This is a genomic window from Photorhabdus akhurstii, from assembly GCF_018448925.1.
Lineage (GTDB): Bacteria > Pseudomonadota > Gammaproteobacteria > Enterobacterales > Enterobacteriaceae > Photorhabdus > Photorhabdus akhurstii.
In genome coordinates this window covers 1-18,140 of the sequence record NZ_RCWE01000011.1, presented here as the reverse complement: position 1 = coordinate 18,140, position 18,140 = coordinate 1, and the positions used below count along the sequence as shown (strand labels likewise).

Sequence of the window (18,140 nt, the reverse complement as noted above, 5' to 3'; positions counted from 1 at the left end):
CCGTTAATAAGGATTGTCATCACCTCTTTACTGTACTTGACTTCCTGCTGCCAAAAATCTTATCTCCCCAAAGAGACATATTATAAAAAATTATGCTACCGCTTTTTTACTACCGCGCAACTTTCCCTGCTGTTCACAACATGCAACCTTGCATTCAAAAGCCTCTGGAGCTGCTTTCTTCAAAATATCAACAGCCGCCCCCATTCTTGTAAATACACCTCGTGTATCGAACCTGACTTCTTTCTTGGATACGCTTTGCTCTTTCATATGTACCTCTCAGGGAGTCGCTCTAGCACTCTTTATTAAGGATAATTTAAGGATAATCGTCATATCACACTAACAGGCTCATCTATTATTTTTATAACAAAATCTTATATCGTCATTGCAAATTTATCAAAGGTTGCCTGTAGCCCATTAACATCTGAAACCATAATATATCCGCATTCATGCATTGTAAAACCAAAGCTCGCATAGTAATCACACAACTCTGAAACAGGTTCCATAATATAAACACCTTCAGCTTCTACCGCCACACTAAACAAATATGCAGACATTAAGGTAAGGAGAACCATGCGCCCTGTTAAAGGATGGTTTTTATCATTTCTAGAAAAACTTTCAATCATGTGAATTCTGAAAATTTTATCATTGACACCATACAAGCAAAGAGCCGCCCCAGAAGGCACTACTTCTATTGCTGTATTCACTAATTTCACACAAAATTCAAACCTATCAGGATCATTTCCATATTCTGTTAAACCAAACTCCCATTCCAATGCACCAAAACCACCAGCGAGAATTTTAAAGTCCTGATCAGTGATAGAACTTACAACTAATGGCACCCCTTGAGAATCAAGGATTAATTGCAGATTGTTCCTCACTAATTGACCAATCTCTTCCAGAGAAAGCATATCAAGATCCTTTAGATAATAATCTAATAGTTACATACAATGATTATCTATCCTTTCTCAGGAAAATTTATACATTATCCCAACGTTCACTTAAAGGTATAGATTCTTTCCCATCAGGTGATAAGAGATAATATTTCTTGTAAGATTCCGTCTTATCTACAATATTAACATTTCTGTAACCTTAATATTTACTAGAACCTACAAAATCAATCTCATTTCCTAACAAGTAAAATAATATCGTAAATCACACCTGTTTTATTATCTACAATTCATATCACTCCTAAAATAAAACATTCAAGACATTCAATATATATTTTATTACCGCCAAAATATATAGCCATTCTCGTTATTGGGCACAATTTTTGTCATAACCAGTTTGAAATTATGTGTTACTCTCATCAAGTTAACTTATTACAAAGTATAACCTGTCCTCTTTACCAAGATTATTCCTGAAAGGTTTCTCCTGATTTATATCACCATAAAAAATTAATGAGCCGTTAAAACCAAGATGCCGATATTGTTCCAGTAAGTCAGCGCCAAAAACCAACGGCAAACCTGTGACAATAAATTCACTGTCCGGCGTCATAATATCCAAAATCCAACCCGCGATATCACGCCACATTAATCTCATTTTATAGTTAATGCCATTTAGCTGAATATCGAATTGCTGATTTTGGGGTGATAAAGGAATTTCTACAACCCTAGCCATTTCTTACCTCTCTCTATAATAAAATCAAGAATAATTTTTGGCATTGATGGCTTCACCGTGACTTTAGCTCCCATATTAATGACAGGTGCTGTATCTTCAGGATTTTTCATATTTTCCGCCGGCGCGGCCTTATTCGGTGATGTTTCAACAATAACAATTTCACGCAGGTTTAAAACCACCGATAAAACATTTTCACTGGTTTTATCCGTTGTGACACTGATATCTTTAATCAACATGTTTTTATATAATCGCTTTCCCGTTACGACATCAAACGGTTTATGTGATGCTCTCAAGTCAAGTAGCTGTTGATATATATCACGCGGACTGCTTCCAAGGCTCAGTCCGGTAGATATATCAAATACCTTTGTTGTATCAACAATATCAAGCAGCGAACCACCTCCCGCAAAACCTAAATCCATTCTCACTTCCGATGGACTGTCATAAGCATGATCACTGAATGTCACCCCCTGCTGAACCGGATGATCAGTGATATTCGATACATCGGTATGGGTTTCTGAAATAACGACACTCGGTACAATAACACCTATCTTTCTCTTTTGCTGAGAAAACATAACTGATAATATATCCATTGTTATTTCACCTGTGTTTGCATATTTCTAAGCAGCATACTGTAAGTACGTTCTACCGTTTCTCCGGTTAGTCTCGCTGCTTCTCTAGGGGATTCAACACCGTTGACTTCAATATAGTAATTGACTTCTCCTATTCCCTTCATATTATTGCTGGCAGATATTGGCGCACAATGTAATAAAGCGGGTGTAAGTTTCTGATGATTCATCATACTGTTGATATTTGTCACCGCACCGTTGATCATTCGGTGATCAATGGAAATATTCTGCAAAGAGTGAGCGACATGATTTAAATGTCCAACCAGTTTTGTTGGTTTATTCGCTGACGATGGCACTCCGATAATCGCTGTTTTGGTATGCTCTGATAAATAAGGATTATTACTACTTGCCCCCACCATCATGTTATCAATCAATCTTTGTATCACATCAGAATTAGCCAATTTCATCATGCTGACTTTAGGATTATCTTTATTAACTGGCTGATTATTTTGTCCATCTGTTACCGCTTTATCTGACTTTTGCATGACTATAGGAGCATTACCAGGAGTATCTGCTGCAAATTGAGAATGTCCTTTCGGAAGGGTGTTTTCTTCACGTTTATCTACCCAATTCCCTTTTTCATCCCAATAGGCATTACCTTCCCCAATCAGAGCAGCACAAAAATCATGCCAAGTTTTCGCGGTCCTAATTCGCTGAAAGTAGTCATATCCACCAAAAGTCCGATTAAGTGCTTTATCGATATATGGCTCTGATGCAACAGCAACTGCCCCTGCAACTCCCGCTTTACCTAATATTCCACCTCTGGAAACAAATTTTGACACTTTAGCCAAATTAAGAATCGCACTTGTCACACTGGATATTCCTTTGATCATCTTCGCAGCCCATGCAACTGCAATGAAGGTCGCAAATCCCTTTAATACATTTCTCCAACCGCCAACGGCCTTAGCCCCTTGGTTTATCCAACCAGAGATTTTTTCAATGGCTTTAAGAAATTCATTAATAGAGGGTTTCCATTTATCCCAATCAATAAAATGCTTACCGCCCTCTTTCCAAACCTTATAGTCTTCATAAAGCAAGAGCAACGCCGCTGACAGTGCAGTAATCATCCCTATCGGCGAAGTCATAAAGGCTGTATTTAAGATTTTCCACGCAAATAGTAAGCCGCCTAGTGCTTTAATAAGCGTTTTTGTACCGCCATCCAGTTTGTCCCACCAGCCAATTAAATCACTAATAGCTTCACCGACGCGACTGACCACTAATGTTATGTCATCAGCCAGATTCAATATAACATTCAATACACGAGTAATAACCTTTTCTATTCTAGGGAAATTACGCAGGATAATTTGTTGAAATGATTCGACTCGTCCAGTCAATCCCCCCGCCAAATCCGCACCTATTTTTTCTTTTATTATCCCAAACAAATTATCTAAAGCATTCATGCGCGCTATAAATTGGTGAGATTGCTGCGTTGCTTTAGTCGGGTTATAACCTATGGTTTTCGTCATATCCTGATATTCAGCGACATATTGACCAATCCCACGACGCATAGCCATCAAGGTACTTTCATCAATACCCAGTTTACGGGCGTATCGATTAGCACGATCCATCGGCATTTTCGATAACTGTTCACCCACCTGCGCCACCAAAGATGCTGTATCCCGAAGGTTGCCATTTACATCTCGGGTTTGAACACCAATGTTCCGCAATAATCCTTCACCACCTGGATTTTTATGTAGGAAATTGGCAACGCCCTCAAGAGATTGATTAAACCCTTCAACACTTCCGCCTGCTTGACTGACCGCATAACCAATGGCTTTAATTTTTTCAGCCGTTGCGCCTGTTTTTTGTGACTGCCAGTAAAGTTTATCCAATCCGTTAGCAACTTGAGTGGTGAAATTAATAACCTCTAGTGCTGCGTTTTTAATTTCCTCCCCCATTTTGAGAACATTAGCCGTGACTTCGGTAATAACAGCCATAAATTTACGCTGTCCGGCTTCATCAACATCAAACTTAAGCGATCCCAAGAAATCTTTAGTTGTTTCAACGTCATTGCTCATTTCGCCACCTCTCTATCATGGCCTCATTTTCCGATTTAACATCAAGGGCATCATTCATCAATGCAATATCAGCCAGATCAAGAATGCTGTTTTTCAACGATTCATAACGGCACATGCCCGCAATGACCGGGCGTAACAAATAATCACGCCCTTTCGGGAGGGTTTCAAAATTTAAATTGGGTTGTCCTGGGATTACACTGCGCTCTCTAATGGGGCGAGAAAAAAATTTCCCAATGAGTCTCGAATAATAAAACCGACAATTTTCAGCAGTTCGAAGCCGTTAATGTCATCGAACATCAATACCTGACCATCAGGCTCATAAATCTTGCTCCATATTCCATTCTGTTCACGAGAAACCACTGATAAGCAAATATCATTAATTTCATGTCGGTTGGATTTTCCTAACGCATTGATGGATTCCACCAAATAAGGGAGCACTTCTTCAAAACCCGCTATCCCATCATCACTTTTAGCTGTCACGATCTTTTTCATCAGCGGCCCAAGTGCCGGAATAGCCGGCGCCAAAGCCACTGCTAAATCCTGTTGTTGAAAAGCGTTTAGTTTACCACTGCGATATTTTTTACCATCAATTTCAAATTCCATGATCACTTATCCTCAAGCTCGCTCAAACTGCCGCAGCATAAGTCCTATGTTAAAAATAGAGACAAATGCTGCGGCAGATTTGAAGGTGATTTAACTGTTTGTAAAGGAAGCGGGTTAGAATGTGCCTAACATGATGTCGATTTTTCCGCAATCAAATACCCAGGCAACGGTATTACCTGCTTTAGCATTCTGCAAATCCGGTTGTTTCTGAAAGGCAACAGAGCGGGCAACAGCAATGTCGTTACTTTGCTTATTGCGAATAACAATCACATTATTACCCCATGCCGCCGACGAAAGTGATTGCGCACTGAGCATCGCGTTCAATTTGGCGTTTACTGAACTGGTCTTAAGTAAATTAACCGTGATGGTTCCTGACTTGGTTGCATGCAATGAATGCATGACTTCCCCATCTGCTCCGGTGGTCATGGTGTTTTTACTCTCCGACATGGTGACTGTAATTCCCTCATCAGAGAGCGCGGCGCCGTTGCCAAGATCAAAAGAGCCGCCAACTCCGGTAATAGAAGCAGAAACATCAAGAAAAGAATATGTAGCCATTTTCAACCCTTATCTGTTTACATTAATAATGACATCAGCGTAGTGGACAGCGCCTGCTAATTTGATAGCGCACTGAATAACCGGTGCTTTTCGTGCTTCCCGATCAGCCTGTGCCTGTGTCGCAATTGGCGGTGCGTAAACGTAGTAACCTTTGGTTAATGTTGCCCCCGTATCCAACGCACCAATCGGATCGCCGCCCCATACACCATGAGCGATTAATCCATTTGTCGCCGCTTGAGCCAGTGACTGCTCAACATTGGTAATTAGCCGGGTGACACCTTCATCAGTCTGTGGGATCTTGCTGGTGCTGGTGTAAAGCAGGTTATAAAGATTGTTTTGAACGTAGTTCTGCAACCAATCCAAGCCGTGGCGCTCATCGATGAAATCCCCATTCGCCATGACGCCTTCCTGAATGATGGCCGTATCGTTGTTGTATTTAACAAAAACGTTGCCGTTTATCTCTTTCAAAACATTGGATTGCGTTGCAGTGAGGTTTTCTGCGGTTACTGCGGGTTCCTGTTTAAATTTCAAAGTTATCGTGGTGTTATTACCGTTGAAATTGACGGTAAACATGCGGCCCAACAGCGAAGCTACAGTGTAGGATTTACCAGTTGAATATTGCCAAAGTGTGCGTTGATAGTTTCTCTCTTTTAATTTTGAGCCGATATCAGTTTTAACATTAGCATCCAAGACATCTGCTTTTTGCACTGTATGTCCATAGATACGGGAAACAGATGCGGATTCAATGTAGTCAGCAACAGAGAGAATGTCCCCATCCGTCAACGTATCATCGGCAATGACTAGCCCGTACCAGCCGCTGGATACCGAACCCAACGCCGCTACTGCCTCAGCAATAGTTTCTGCTTTGGTAGATTCGATAGCGGCAGCACCCGATATTTCGTCCAGCTTTAATAAATCACCAATATAAGTTCCCGTTGTCGCCGGTGAAACATAGCCAACCGCACCGACAGAATTCGGCATAATAGCGAAACGTGAAGAGGTACTATCATATGTAACTAAACAATCTTTTAACTTATCCGCTATCCGTTGAGCCACGCCGTTAAGATTGCTCTCTTTACTCAAATCAATGCCACTGTACACCGCTTCTTTACCGTTAATCGTCAACTTAAAAGAACCCTCGGTGACGGCAGTAAATTTGCTAATAATTTGCTGCGGTTTAGTCAGCACGGCCCCTTGTAAAGAGGAAACCACATTGTCCTTAGCCCATCGACCAATATATAAATCAACCGGGCGTGGCGACTGGGAATAATAAAGCGCCGCGGCCTGATACTCTGGTGAAGTCAGTCCAAAATCAGCACCGACACCCTCGATATCCGAGTACCGGCGTAAACGCTCATGAGGATTGATCACGTTGCTTGCGCCGATAATCAGTAACGCACCAAAGTTCCTGGACTGAGCCGCATGAGGAGCCATATTCAACGTGACATTGATAATGTTTGAAACAGGTAAACCCTGCATAATTTAATCTCCAAAGAATTTGACAGGCGCTTCCACCAGTGATTTAACACCGTATTCACGCACCACTTTTCGCCGCAAGGTGATCGTCATGTCATAACGACGCACCCTCTGGTTATTGATAAGTTCCGGTAAAGAAGTCAGCCGGCTGAGCTTGTCTACTGAAAGACCGGAACGCTCCAACTCGTCATTGTTCTGGCTGACTGCCAGCCCATCACGAAAACGAGCGCCGTACCGCTGGCTGTTCGGGCCATAAAAGGAAATCAAGCACACAATTTCTTCATGACGCCATAACTTGGTTCCTTCATCAGTCTGGTTTTCAAAAGCAGGCGAGGCATCCGAAATAAAATCCGTGATAACAAAATCACACCAGTCATCATCTGCCGGTAACTGAGGCAGTTGTGCTGATGTCCATCGAGAACGCACTTTATCGTCAGACAAACCAGAAACACCTCCCAGCCAACGACTCAGTATGTGCTCCAACTCATCATCGTACTCAGGCCCTGACGTGACAGGTGTTAACCAACCCGCTTTATCACTACCGTTGCTCATCAAAAATACCTCCATCAAACAGCAATAACTCACCCTGTGCCTGGGTAAACCAAGCTCTGCATTGAGGGCTTAGTTCCCAACACCAAGTGATGATTGATTCAATAGGGATACCGACCGCAAAAAAGTAAAAAAATATGCGTAAGCAATTCGCGACGGCAAATACGAAAAAGGCCGCAACACAGTGCGGCCTTGACAATTATGATTTAAATTTTCACTTATTTATCAGAGTACAATAAGAAGATACTTAAGGTTCACTCATACCAAACAGAGTTGATTGCATAACAGGAATTTTTTAAACCGAATTTAATGGCTTAAATCCTATTTTCCCCATTACCTGCAATATCCAAATGAAAAAAGCCCTGATATTTCTATCAGGGCTTATTCGCAACTTTAACTAATTATTACACTACCATAGTTTTTTGCGTACGCACAAGCTTTTTGTGTTTTTGTACTTCATCATCCATTTCTAACTTAATATCAAGCATGGCCAAACATCCCTGAACAAAACTTTCCCCCTTTTGCAACCGGGAACGTACTTCAATATCAGGCACTTTAATTAAGCGTGCGATGGACCGTTTGGAAAGTCCTAAAGCGTAGTACATAAATAACATTTCAATTTCTTCAGATTTACCTACCGTCTGCAACTTTGCGATACAAGCATCGATGATCAAGCCATCGTTATCACAGCAGGAAGGACGTAATGAACGAGTTGACGCAATCAGACCTTTAAATCCAGCAGCGATCGGCGGCCAATTAACACCTGTGGCATCATCAACCCAACCGCCCCAACACTCTAAAACTTGTTGAATATTGCGCATACATTTTGACCTTAACTTTTAGTAACAAATAGTAGTAAAAATTATTTTCATGATGGTCTCATGCATCCATGCATTCGGCATTATAACAAATTTCTCATTCTCTATTTTTGTGTTTCTCTGCTACGTAACTATGTCGTTTAAATATATCTGTTTACTTAGTCTATTAAATAAAAATCGTAAACAATCCCGATTCTGGACCAAGCTCAGTTTCAGAGGAAAACACATAAATATCGTTATTAATACGGATGGCCATAAAGTGTTTCTCTTCCTCATCTACGTATTTATTATACAAATTTATAATCTTCATTTAATCCTCTAATGTACCTTCCTTTAAAACGCTTAGCACCTAAAGCAACACGCATGTTCTTTATTATTGATCAAGAATTTTCAAGCAACATAACACCCCCTTTTTATTATGAGATGAAAAATGCATTAAATAAAAAATAGCACAGATTTTTTATCTCATGGATATTTAAGTGTAAAAAATATTTTGAATCGACTTTGAAATCCGTCATAAAGTGGCGATTAAGAGTGATTGCCACACCTATGCCGCAGGTACAGAAATCAGCTTGTTTACATGGTGATAGACAACCAGCCAGTGTAAATGTGAGATCTCAACAACCCTATTCTAAATATCTCCACCAGATTAAACCAGACATTTAAGACATCAACAGGATTAATGTTACTAACGATAAATTACCGATTATCAGGTAAATATCTACGTGAAAAGTTTTAACACTGTCAGATATATCCTCTTCTGAACAATAAGATTTTTAACCCCATGCTATCCAGCAAGTAGTTAGCAAAAATATTCTTCTGATCTGAAATTGCTTTTATCTGATACTCTTTTGCAGCATCAATATCTTCCGCTATTTTCTATCCTATCCCATCTTATTTTCGGCTTTCACCAGACAAATAGATGGATACACGTCGATAGCAAACATTTTTTCATGCTGGAAAACTGATACCTCAAATGCCAATATTTTTCTCTGTTAGTTTTTACCCGCGAAAATAAATCCGCATTATCTGAACGTCTGCTATCCTTTATTTTTAGTCACTCTGTTTTATTCCGAGCGACCTGACAGTGAGTTTAACTATACGATAAATTCAGGTACCCCATTTAAGCGGGAAATTATAACAGGAAATAGTAAAATTCACTGGATATATGAACAGAACCATCTAAAATGAAGCAAGAAAAAAGCCGTTACCTTCTGAAAAGGTAACGGCTTCTTATTTGATTTGGTGCCGGCTACCGGAGTCGAACTGGTGACCTACTGATTACAAGTCAGTTGCTCTACCAACTGAGCTAAGCCGGCGTATTTCAGGGGTAGCCCCTGAAAGCGAGCGCAGTATATTACAACCCAATGCAAACAATCAAGCATAAATAATAGATTATTTAAAAATATTACCAAAACACCTATCATTAGTGACATATTCAACGGCATACCATGACTTGCAAGCCCACTAACACAAGGCTACTGCCACAAATCCTCAGAATTGTTTTAACTCCTTATTATGATGCGACCGACGATCTGGCTATTTTCAACATCAAAAAAACAGCTCATTTACTGACAAATCAGAAATAACAACAAAATGTTTTATGACCATTACTGCCTATCAGAAAATAACCACCGGTCATAAAGCAACCTTATCGTTCGGTAGCAGTGGAAGATTAAGACATTTAAGAGGCAAGCAATAACAGCTTTCTTATCATTGTCAGAATCACAATTTTTCCACTTTCCTTTAAATTATTACCACAGGGAAATAGTTGACTGCTATAAATGCAATATGATATTTAAATTAGACGCAAATCAAAAAAACTAAATCAGGTATGCGCTAATATTAAGTGTAAATTAAATTATTTCTATAGGTTATTATAACTCAAAATCATTAGTTATGAGGTAAATCATGCTGGGCAAAAATAACTTGATTGCACATCAAGTCTTATTTACCTTCAAGGATGGAATAAGCTGGGATAGTGAAAAAGCCATATTAGCAGAGAAGGTGACTTTAAATCATATAAATGAGATAAGTGAAATAAAAGGATGGTTTTGTGGCCGCAGTACAGTAGACAGAAAGCAATCAGTTGACTTTAGTTTAATTGGTTACTTTGAAAGTTACGAAGACCTAAACATATATATGCATCATCCCGATCATATAAAAGGCGTAGTGCTATGGAAAGAAATAAGTACATGGACAGTTTCTGATATTATTATCGATGTAAATAAGTTGATGAATTTCACTCAGTTAATAGGAAAGTCGTATGGAGTTTGACGAAAACCTACATAAAAGTGTCGTCGTTATCGCTGATAGTCTGCCACTTGGGTTAGCCATGAATGCACTGAGCGTCATTAGCGTTTCAATTGGCAGAAACATTAACGGCATTGTAGGGCATGATGTCTTTAGTAAAGATAGCATTTGTTATCCCGGTGTCATTAAAACGCCTTTGCCTATTTTGAAAGCAAGCCATGATGTACTGGATGCTATTCATAATGAATTAAAATCTAACGATAATTTTAAATTAAGCCCTTTTTCCTGTTTAGCGCAATCATGCAGAACATATGAGGAATACGAAGGAAAATTATCTGCTGAGCATTCGGATGAATTGAAGTTATCCGGTATTGGCATAGTTGGACCAAAGAAAGATATCAATAAACTCACTGGCAACTTACCACTTTATAAATAACCAGGTAGCATATATGTATTCCATTTTTAGAACCGATCTTCATGAGTTAGGGCTGAAGTACCTTACCGAATTAAAAAGATATCTATCTGGCGAGATAGATATCCCCGTATTGGAAAAAATACAATATGAAAAACTGAAAGAAATCATAAACTATACGAAGAATGGTTCAACTTTCTATCAAGATCGTCTAAACGCAATAAACCCAAATGATGATGACAATTTATCCTCATTTGTTGAAAAACTGCCCTTCACCACAAAATTAGACTTAAGTAAGGCAGGAAATACGATATCTTCAGATAGCTTGAATCACGCTTGGATATATTATGAAACCACAGGGACAACTGGGCCATCAACGCCTTGTCCTCGCAATGAAATAGATTCTTTAGTCAATAATAGCTTCCTGACTCTGCAATATGAGTCTATTTTTAATCAGGAAGGCAAACAACACATTATTGGCGTGATGGGTCCAACGGAATTGCACTCCACTGGAGATACCTTTGAAGATGTATTTCGCAGTTTAGGACATACCGTTATTAAAATGTGGCCTCGTTCGCCTGTTGTTGGCATGCATAGAGTACTCAGGTTGATACAAGACCTCAAAATAACCGCTTTAGTTTGCACACCTGCGGTCGCCGCTGAGTTGCTAAAATATTGCCGGGACAACGCATGTGATGCAAAAGAATTAGGTATCGAAATCATTTTAGTCCTTGGCGAACTTATTACGCCAAATAGATTAAGGAATTTATCTCGGAACTGGGGCGCTAAAATTTACAACTGTATGTATGCCTCACAAGAAACGTCAATTCTGGCGGCTTGTAACGATACCAATAAGCTTATTACTATTCCGTACAATAATTATTACGAACTCATTTGCCCTTTTACTCAGCAGAAACTCAATGTTGGTGATAATCACATTGCTGGTGAGTTAGTGATTACCCATTTATATAAAGGGAATAAGCCTCTGATTCGATACAAAACAGGGGATATGGTTCGGTGTAAAGCAATAGGCTTAAATCAATGGGAAATAGAACCCATCGGCAGAGTAAAAGATGTATTAGTATTAAACAATGCTAATGTATATGCTTTTGATATTGAAAATGCCATCTTTGAAGAGCTCGAATATTGTTTTGAATATTTTATTGAAATCAACAATACAGCCGGTACCGATGAGCTTAAGATCACTTTAGAGCCGTGTGACGAATTACATGATGCGTCACTCATTAGTAAGATAAAACAAAAAATGGAATCCAAATTCAATATGAATGTCGACATCCATGTAGGAGATGTCGGTGGACTTATTGGAACCGCGGCAATGGTAAGCTGGAAAGCAGCACGTATCCATGATTTGAGAGATGATACCAACAATATTGAACGAAATTCAGCTTTAGAAATCATGAAAAAGAGGGCAACTAAATGACAAACAATATCGTTAGCCCGGTTAATAAAGATTGGATCGTATTTCTAGACGGGGAATATCTCAATTTTAGCAATGCGACCTTTCTTGCCAATACCCAAGCTTTAAATTATGGCACCGGTATATTTGAAGGGATTCGAGCTTATTGGGATCAAGACAATAACCAACTGAATCTATTTAGAGTGTATGAGCACTATGAACGGTTAATCCAATCAGCTAAAACATTAAAAATCGAATTGCCCTATACCAGTCAGGAGCTAACCGACATTACTAAAAATATCATCATTAAAAACGGTTTCAAACAAGATATTTATATCAGGCCATTAGCACTTAAAAAGTCGTTAATGCCGGGTGAAAAATTTGGCGTTAAGCTAAGCGGTGTCAATTCAACCCTCTGTATTAACGCTTTACCTATGGGCGCTTACACTAAAAAAACAGATTTTAAATGCCTTATTTCAAAATGGCGACGTGTATCAAATGCGGCAATTCCATCATCTGCCAAAATTACCGGCACTTATGTTAATTCCGCACTTGCTCATGAAGATGCCAAAGAGAATGGATTTGATGACGCTATCATGCTGAATGAACAAGGCATGTGTGCAGAAGCAAGTACATCAAATGTTTTTATTGTTAAGGATAATTGTGTTATTACACCATCGCTTAGCGCCGGCATACTCAATGGAATAACCAGACAATCTGTTTTCGATATTTGTAAATTCCACAATATTCCCTGTATTGAGTCAGAAATTCAGCAAAAGGATCTCTATGAAGCAGATGCCTGCTTTTTAACAGGTACTGGCCTTGAAATATCAATTGTTTCGCAAATAGACGATGTGTCATATATACAAAAAGAAGATTCTATAGCCAATGTTATTACCAAAGATTATCAAGAAATAATTAGAGGCAGAATAGATAAATTCTCACATTGGTTAAATCCAGTTTATTAGTGTAATTCCAGGAGAGACATCATGGAATGTGTTTTTTTTAGTTTCTACAAAGATACATTTGATGTTCTAAATATTGCTACCTTAGGTCCATCAGGTACAAGTAGCGAACAATCCGCTATTCGTTTTGGTGAATTTGCCATTAAAAATAACGTCGCCAAGAGTTACCAAGTTGTTTTATGTAATACTTACGAAGAAGCAAGCAATCAAATTATTTTAAATAACTGTCAGGCATTGGTGGTAGCCAATGCTTATTACAATATCAGTGAGTTTTACATGGATAACAGGTTTAACTTGTCATCCGCATTTTTAAATTACACGCCTAATTATGGTATCGCTATTCGTGATGAATTAACTACAGATAATATCGTCATTGCAACCCATCCGGCACCAAAGGCTTTAATCCCAGAATTGTTGCCTGATAATCTAAGAATTGCGGATATCATTTTTAAAGACTCAACCAGTTCAGCGGCAAAAGCAGTCGCTAATTCAGAGGTAGATGCCGCACTCACGACAGAAGTGGCAGCAAAATTACACAATTTAAAATTTATTTCTCATATTCGACCAATTCAAATGCTTTGGTCAGTATTTACAGCCGCATAAAAGCTAACGTTGCTTTAAAATAGGCCAATATATAGATCTAATATACAGAGGTTATTATGTCTTTACTTACTCTACACACTATTGCTACCACACCTGAAAAAAGTAAAAAATTACTTCAAAGCTCTATTAATGACTTCGGCTGGGTACCTAACCAAAGTGGTTATATGTCAGAATCTCCTTCATTATTAGCCGCTTACCAACGAGCACACGACCTATTTATTGATAGTTCATTGAATGAAGAGGAAAAAGCTGTAGTGTGGATTACAACCGGCATAGAAAATGGTTGTAATTATACAATTCAAGCCCACGCTTTTATTGCAATTCATAATGGTGTAGACAAAAAAACGGTTAAGGCATTGATTGAAAAAACCGACGATCTCTCCCCACGATTATTGGCACTGCGTGAATTTACCACAGAGGTTATTTACTGCCGGGGACAATTGAAAAGAGATGCTATTGATCTATTTTTAAGCCGTGGTTTCAGCAAACAGAGTATGTTGGACGTTGTGTTAGGCGTTTCTCAAAAGAATATGTCGACAATTCTCAATAGTATTGCCGGAACTGAAATTGATGATAAATTCAAGCTGGACGACCTTTAACTGATATTGAAAGGCATCAATATGCTTTATGTCGATAAAGAAACCGTTGCACGTTATTTGACGATGGAACTTAGTCTTAAGCTAAGTGAAATAGCATTTAAATTGCAATCGGAGAGAAAAGTAGAGCAACCTTTACGTAATATCGTTAAAGGCGAAGACGGCTTAATGGGCACCATGCCGATTTATATTAAGGAAGGGCCATACAAAGGGTTTGGGCTAAAATCGGTGGTAGTGAGGTTTCAAAGCAACAGCGATAAACCTTCACACATCGGTAGTGTGTTGGTTTACGACGAACCGGGAGTTTCAGGGATTGCAGCGGTAGATGCCGGCGCTATCACAGAAATTCGCACCGCCGCCGCCTCTGCCTATGCAACCCATCTTCTTGCCGCAAAGGATGCTAGCCGGTTGGCGATACTTGGCACTGGCTTACAAGCAAAAGCACATTTGCAAGCCATGTTATATGTACGCCCGATTAAAGAAGTCACTTTATGGGGTCGTAATGCAGAAAGATGCCGTGAGTTTGTCACATGGTGTGATAAAACGCTCAATCTTCCCATTTCGATCAAAACCTCACCTGCCGAGGCGGTACTCAATAGTGACATCATTTGCACAACCACAGCATCGCGTGACCCTATACTCAGTAGAAAAGAGTTGCCGGTTAAATGTCATGTCAATGCCATTGGCGCTTCGGCCCTGGGATTTCAGGAACTTAGCGAAGATATGTATAGCCATACAACCCTGTTTACTGATTCCAATGAATCAGTACTTGCCGCCTCTCAATCGGTTATTAAAGCAAGAGAGAAAGGTATTCTTAGCGGGTCAGACATTGGAATAGAAATTGGCGCCATTTCTCAATCTCATTCCAATTTGTGCGATCAGGGTGTGACTATCTTTCAATCCGTTGGTTTGGCCGTTCAAGATATGGTATTTTCTCGGGAAGTCATTCGACAACTAATAAAAATGTCTTAACTATTTTGGATAAAAATATGCCAAACTTAAGACGTTCAGCATTAGAAAAATGTCGTTATTGTCTATATTAAAGAATCCATTTGTCACTTGCATTCGCAAGTGACATTTTTATGTTCTGTTACTTCAAAGTGTTATTTTGAGAGGAAAGATATGCTAGAAGTGTCACAAATAGTAACCTATACAGCGGCACTGACTGTTGCTGCGGCGATACCCGGCCCAGGAATGGCAGCATTGGTTGCCAGAAGTGTGAGTAGTGGCGCGTTAGCGGGATTTTGTGTGTTGTTTGGCCTGATTATTGGCGATCTAACTTATTTATCTTTTGCTGTTTTTGGCTTGTCTATTATCGCGCACAGTTTTGACACCTTATTTGCTGTGGTGAGATGGGGTGCCGCCTTATATTTGAGTTATTTGGCGTGGCAGTTCTGGTTTGCCGATCATCAATCCATTGGCGAAGACCAACCTATTAAGAAAAAGGAGTTGGCTGCGGCCTGGTTATCTGGTCTCACTCTAACGTTAAGCAATCCTAAAACCATTGCCTTCTATCTCGCACTATTACCTTTGGTCATTAACATGGAATCTATCTCGTTGCAAAACTGGGGGTTCATGTTAGTACCACTGACGGTTCTTGTCTTATTCAGCGTAGGAGCGGTATTTATTCTCGGCGCTCTCAGTATTCGACATTTGTTATCAAGCCAACGGGCACAACGGATTTTATTTAAAGGTGCGGCTGTCATCATGTTCGTAACCGCTGTAACTATGCTGTTCAAAGCCGATTAAAAAAGTTTAATCTCTTACTATTTCCACGGTTTTATTGAATAAGAATCCGTCCTGGAAAACCATTCTTACCAATAAATCGTGGACACACAATAAACTACAGACATAGCTCGTCCCCAGAAACCACAGCACATATTTATTATTGGAAATGCAGTTAAAAGTTGTATAATTGTTTTGTTATCAATGACATTTACAGCGCCAACGAGCAAGCGCTCTGCTTTTTTTCACCGGATAGGTAAAAGCTTTCGATGTAGGTATAAAATGCTACCCAAGGAGATTCTGTATCCCGATCTAGAAAAACAAATTCGGGAAATCTATAAAACCCATACCATTCCGACTTATACTCCCGGCGACTGGAATTTAAAACGTTGGCAAAGGAAAGAGTGGCCGTCTGCTCTAAACTTCAATTTTGGCGATGGGCGATATAATTCCCCAGATAATTCTTTCCGAGTATGTTATATGGCCGACCGAGCCGTTACAGCCCTGGCAGAAAGCTATGGAAGGCTATGGCATAAGGAAGGGTTACGATTTATTGATGAATCTGAGATCCGTACTGCGAGAATATGCAACATTCGTTCATTAAGGAAATTAATTTTTATCGATATTGCTAAACTTATTGGGATGTTACATATCCCGTTAAGTGTTATGGTTGATGAAGATTACTCAGTGACAAAAAGAGCTATGGCTTGCCTCTATGAACTCTTAAATAACGAAATGGATGGTATTTGCTATATATCTCGCCACTGGCCTACAGACTTCTGTTATGCAGTGTGGGAAAAGCGGGAAGATCGGTTTGTAGACGCAGGGATGCAAAGCCTGGTTAATTACAGGGATTCAGAATATATGCCGAGTACATGGAATGAACCCGACATATCAGCAGATGAATTATTGGAAGAAGTGCTTAACTTCAAAATTATCCGACTTGAATGATATAAAGTTGCCCCCTCGAAACAGGGGTTCTTTTTTATTTTAGCTTGCGATCTGATGACCCACTTGTGACGCGGCCCTCAGCATCAAAGCCAGTTCGTTTTCTGAAGCATTGTTTTTCATCATAATGTCAAGAGGTGTTCTATTGCAGGACAATGGTGTTGTTAAAAAAGACATTTTAGATACTGGGTTAATGTCCACGCCCATCGCTTTCATAACATCTTCAAAATAAGGCAAGACTCCGCCGGTAATGAACTGGAATGTAGGGAAAATGTAATCACTGTTTTTTCTAAAAGCAAGCAACTTTCCACTTTTCACTCTTATGTTAACAGCCTGACGACTTATGCAGAGTATCTCTGCAACGTCTCCAGCTTTGATAGTTCCGCCCATTTTATCAAGTTCCTGATAGAACAGAGCTAGGTTTTCAGCACGGCGTTTAAGCTTACGAAGTTCACGCGCTGGAGTTCGGACTTTGTGTTCAAGTTGAGTCGTATATAATAGTTCAAGTAGTTCGCTATCACTTAGCACAAGAGCATTTGCGGCCTGCGCTTTCTCTTTAAACTCAGGCATCAATGACGTGAGCAATTTGTCAAATCGCCGTTGCAAAAGGGATTGGTACTCATTAAGGGTATCAGCATTTTTGCTGTGGTTTGTCAGTATCGCGTTCATAGCCCCTCCTTACTTGCTTGACGATTATTGTATTCTCACATTATGGAATCGTCAAATTGATGCTTGGAGGCAGATGGGTAAAGGAAAGGCTGTGACTACTCCCCGCCGTAAAAACGGCGAGGCTTCCCACTTCTCAGGCCGCCACCGTCTTTATGACGGATTTACGCTGGCCTCCGTGGGCAGAGACGACGAGTCCCGCCGCCTGTAATTCTGTTATGCCCTTGCGCTCGATGTTGAGCGCCGCATTGATATCGCGGTCATGTTCGACTCGACAGAAAGGGCATTGCCAG

General features: G+C 39.8%; 22 protein-coding genes and 1 tRNA gene. 9 read left to right on the top strand and 14 right to left on the bottom strand.

Going from position 1 to position 18,140, the window contains the following annotated elements; translation table 11 throughout:
• Positions 1-90 precede the first annotated feature (90 nt).
• The 12 genes from EAE93_RS13375 to EAE93_RS13320 form a co-directional block, all read right to left on the bottom strand.
• Positions 91-267, bottom strand: coding sequence for a hypothetical protein (locus EAE93_RS13375; protein ID WP_181147788.1), 177 nt, complete (start codon positions 265-267; stop codon positions 91-93).
• A gap of 104 nt (positions 268-371) precedes the next feature.
• Positions 372-908, bottom strand: coding sequence for a hypothetical protein (locus EAE93_RS13370; RefSeq protein WP_105398062.1), 537 nt, complete (start codon positions 906-908; stop codon positions 372-374).
• 403 nt (positions 909-1,311) lie between these two features.
• Positions 1,312-1,617 carry a phage baseplate plug family protein gene (locus EAE93_RS13365; RefSeq protein WP_105398063.1) on the bottom strand — a complete coding sequence of 102 codons (306 nt, stop codon included), beginning with the start codon at positions 1,615-1,617 and terminating at the stop codon, positions 1,312-1,314.
• A complete protein-coding gene (locus EAE93_RS13360; protein WP_214039861.1) occupies positions 1,602-2,207 on the bottom strand; it encodes a phage baseplate protein in 606 nt (201 codons plus the stop codon). The genes EAE93_RS13365 and EAE93_RS13360 overlap by 16 nt, the downstream gene beginning before the upstream one ends.
• A gap of 2 nt (positions 2,208-2,209) precedes the next feature.
• Entirely contained in the window at positions 2,210-4,261 is a 2,052-nt protein-coding gene (locus EAE93_RS13355; protein ID WP_214039860.1) for a lytic transglycosylase catalytic, read from the bottom strand.
• Complete coding sequence (locus tag EAE93_RS13350; protein WP_181147794.1) at positions 4,251-4,400, bottom strand: DUF6889 family protein; 150 nt, start codon at positions 4,398-4,400, stop codon at positions 4,251-4,253. The genes EAE93_RS13355 and EAE93_RS13350 overlap by 11 nt, the downstream gene beginning before the upstream one ends.
• 53 nt (positions 4,401-4,453) lie before the next feature.
• Entirely contained in the window at positions 4,454-4,864 is a 411-nt protein-coding gene (locus EAE93_RS13345; protein ID WP_214039859.1) for a phage tail assembly chaperone, read from the bottom strand.
• Between the two features lie 114 nt (positions 4,865-4,978).
• Positions 4,979-5,419 (bottom strand): DUF3277 family protein, encoded by a 441-nt coding sequence (locus EAE93_RS13340; protein ID WP_046395662.1) that lies wholly within the window; start codon positions 5,417-5,419, stop codon positions 4,979-4,981.
• A gap of 9 nt (positions 5,420-5,428) precedes the next feature.
• A complete protein-coding gene (locus EAE93_RS13335) occupies positions 5,429-6,898 on the bottom strand; it encodes a DUF3383 domain-containing protein (protein ID WP_214039858.1) in 1,470 nt (489 codons plus the stop codon).
• 3 nt (positions 6,899-6,901) lie between these two features.
• Positions 6,902-7,450, bottom strand: coding sequence for a phage neck terminator protein (locus EAE93_RS13330; RefSeq protein WP_228998153.1), 549 nt, complete (start codon positions 7,448-7,450; stop codon positions 6,902-6,904).
• A 398-nt stretch (positions 7,451-7,848) separates the two neighbouring features.
• A complete protein-coding gene (locus tag EAE93_RS13325) occupies positions 7,849-8,265 on the bottom strand; it encodes an antiterminator Q family protein (RefSeq protein ID WP_214039857.1) in 417 nt (138 codons plus the stop codon).
• Between the two features lie 1,240 nt (positions 8,266-9,505).
• Positions 9,506-9,581 (bottom strand) — tRNA-Thr (locus EAE93_RS13320).
• A 592-nt stretch (positions 9,582-10,173) separates the two neighbouring features.
• On the opposite strand from EAE93_RS13320, the gene EAE93_RS13315 reads away from it, so the two are divergent.
• From EAE93_RS13315 to EAE93_RS13275, 9 genes are all read left to right on the top strand, one after another.
• Positions 10,174-10,539 carry a Dabb family protein gene (locus EAE93_RS13315; protein WP_036814951.1) on the top strand — a complete coding sequence of 122 codons (366 nt, stop codon included), beginning with the start codon at positions 10,174-10,176 and terminating at the stop codon, positions 10,537-10,539.
• Positions 10,529-10,951, top strand: a complete 423-nt coding sequence (locus EAE93_RS13310) for a DUF2000 domain-containing protein (protein WP_036814954.1) — start codon at positions 10,529-10,531, stop codon at positions 10,949-10,951. Before EAE93_RS13315 ends, EAE93_RS13310 begins: the two co-directional genes overlap by 11 nt.
• 13 nt (positions 10,952-10,964) lie before the next feature.
• Entirely contained in the window at positions 10,965-12,368 is a 1,404-nt protein-coding gene (locus EAE93_RS13305; protein ID WP_214039856.1) for a phenylacetate--CoA ligase family protein, read from the top strand.
• The gene (locus tag EAE93_RS13300) at positions 12,365-13,312 is read left to right on the top strand and encodes a branched-chain amino acid transaminase (protein ID WP_214039855.1); all 948 of its coding nucleotides are present in this window, start codon (positions 12,365-12,367) and stop codon (positions 13,310-13,312) included. Before EAE93_RS13305 ends, EAE93_RS13300 begins: the two co-directional genes overlap by 4 nt.
• 21 nt (positions 13,313-13,333) lie before the next feature.
• On the top strand, positions 13,334-13,912 hold the full coding sequence (locus EAE93_RS13295; protein WP_011147260.1) for a prephenate decarboxylase: 579 nt from the start codon (positions 13,334-13,336) through the stop codon (positions 13,910-13,912).
• A 56-nt stretch (positions 13,913-13,968) separates the two neighbouring features.
• Positions 13,969-14,511, top strand: a complete 543-nt coding sequence (locus EAE93_RS13290; protein WP_036814960.1) for a carboxymuconolactone decarboxylase family protein — start codon at positions 13,969-13,971, stop codon at positions 14,509-14,511.
• Between the two features lie 21 nt (positions 14,512-14,532).
• Positions 14,533-15,480 carry an ornithine cyclodeaminase family protein gene (locus EAE93_RS13285; protein WP_250151024.1) on the top strand — a complete coding sequence of 316 codons (948 nt, stop codon included), beginning with the start codon at positions 14,533-14,535 and terminating at the stop codon, positions 15,478-15,480.
• Positions 15,481-15,630: 150 nt separating this feature from the next.
• The gene (locus EAE93_RS13280) at positions 15,631-16,257 is read left to right on the top strand and encodes a LysE family translocator (RefSeq protein ID WP_214039854.1); all 627 of its coding nucleotides are present in this window, start codon (positions 15,631-15,633) and stop codon (positions 16,255-16,257) included.
• A 258-nt stretch (positions 16,258-16,515) separates the two neighbouring features.
• On the top strand, positions 16,516-17,184 hold the full coding sequence (locus EAE93_RS13275; protein ID WP_036814968.1) for an RES family NAD+ phosphorylase: 669 nt from the start codon (positions 16,516-16,518) through the stop codon (positions 17,182-17,184).
• Positions 17,185-17,223: 39 nt separating this feature from the next.
• Here the strand turns inward: EAE93_RS13275 and EAE93_RS13270 are convergent, their stop codons facing one another.
• Both EAE93_RS13270 and EAE93_RS13265 read right to left on the bottom strand, forming a co-directional pair.
• A complete protein-coding gene (locus EAE93_RS13270) occupies positions 17,224-17,850 on the bottom strand; it encodes a hypothetical protein (RefSeq protein WP_052105947.1) in 627 nt (208 codons plus the stop codon).
• Between the two features lie 133 nt (positions 17,851-17,983).
• A partial coding sequence (locus tag EAE93_RS13265; RefSeq protein ID WP_214039904.1) for a zinc ribbon domain-containing protein occupies positions 17,984-18,140 on the bottom strand: 157 nt, incomplete at its 5' end.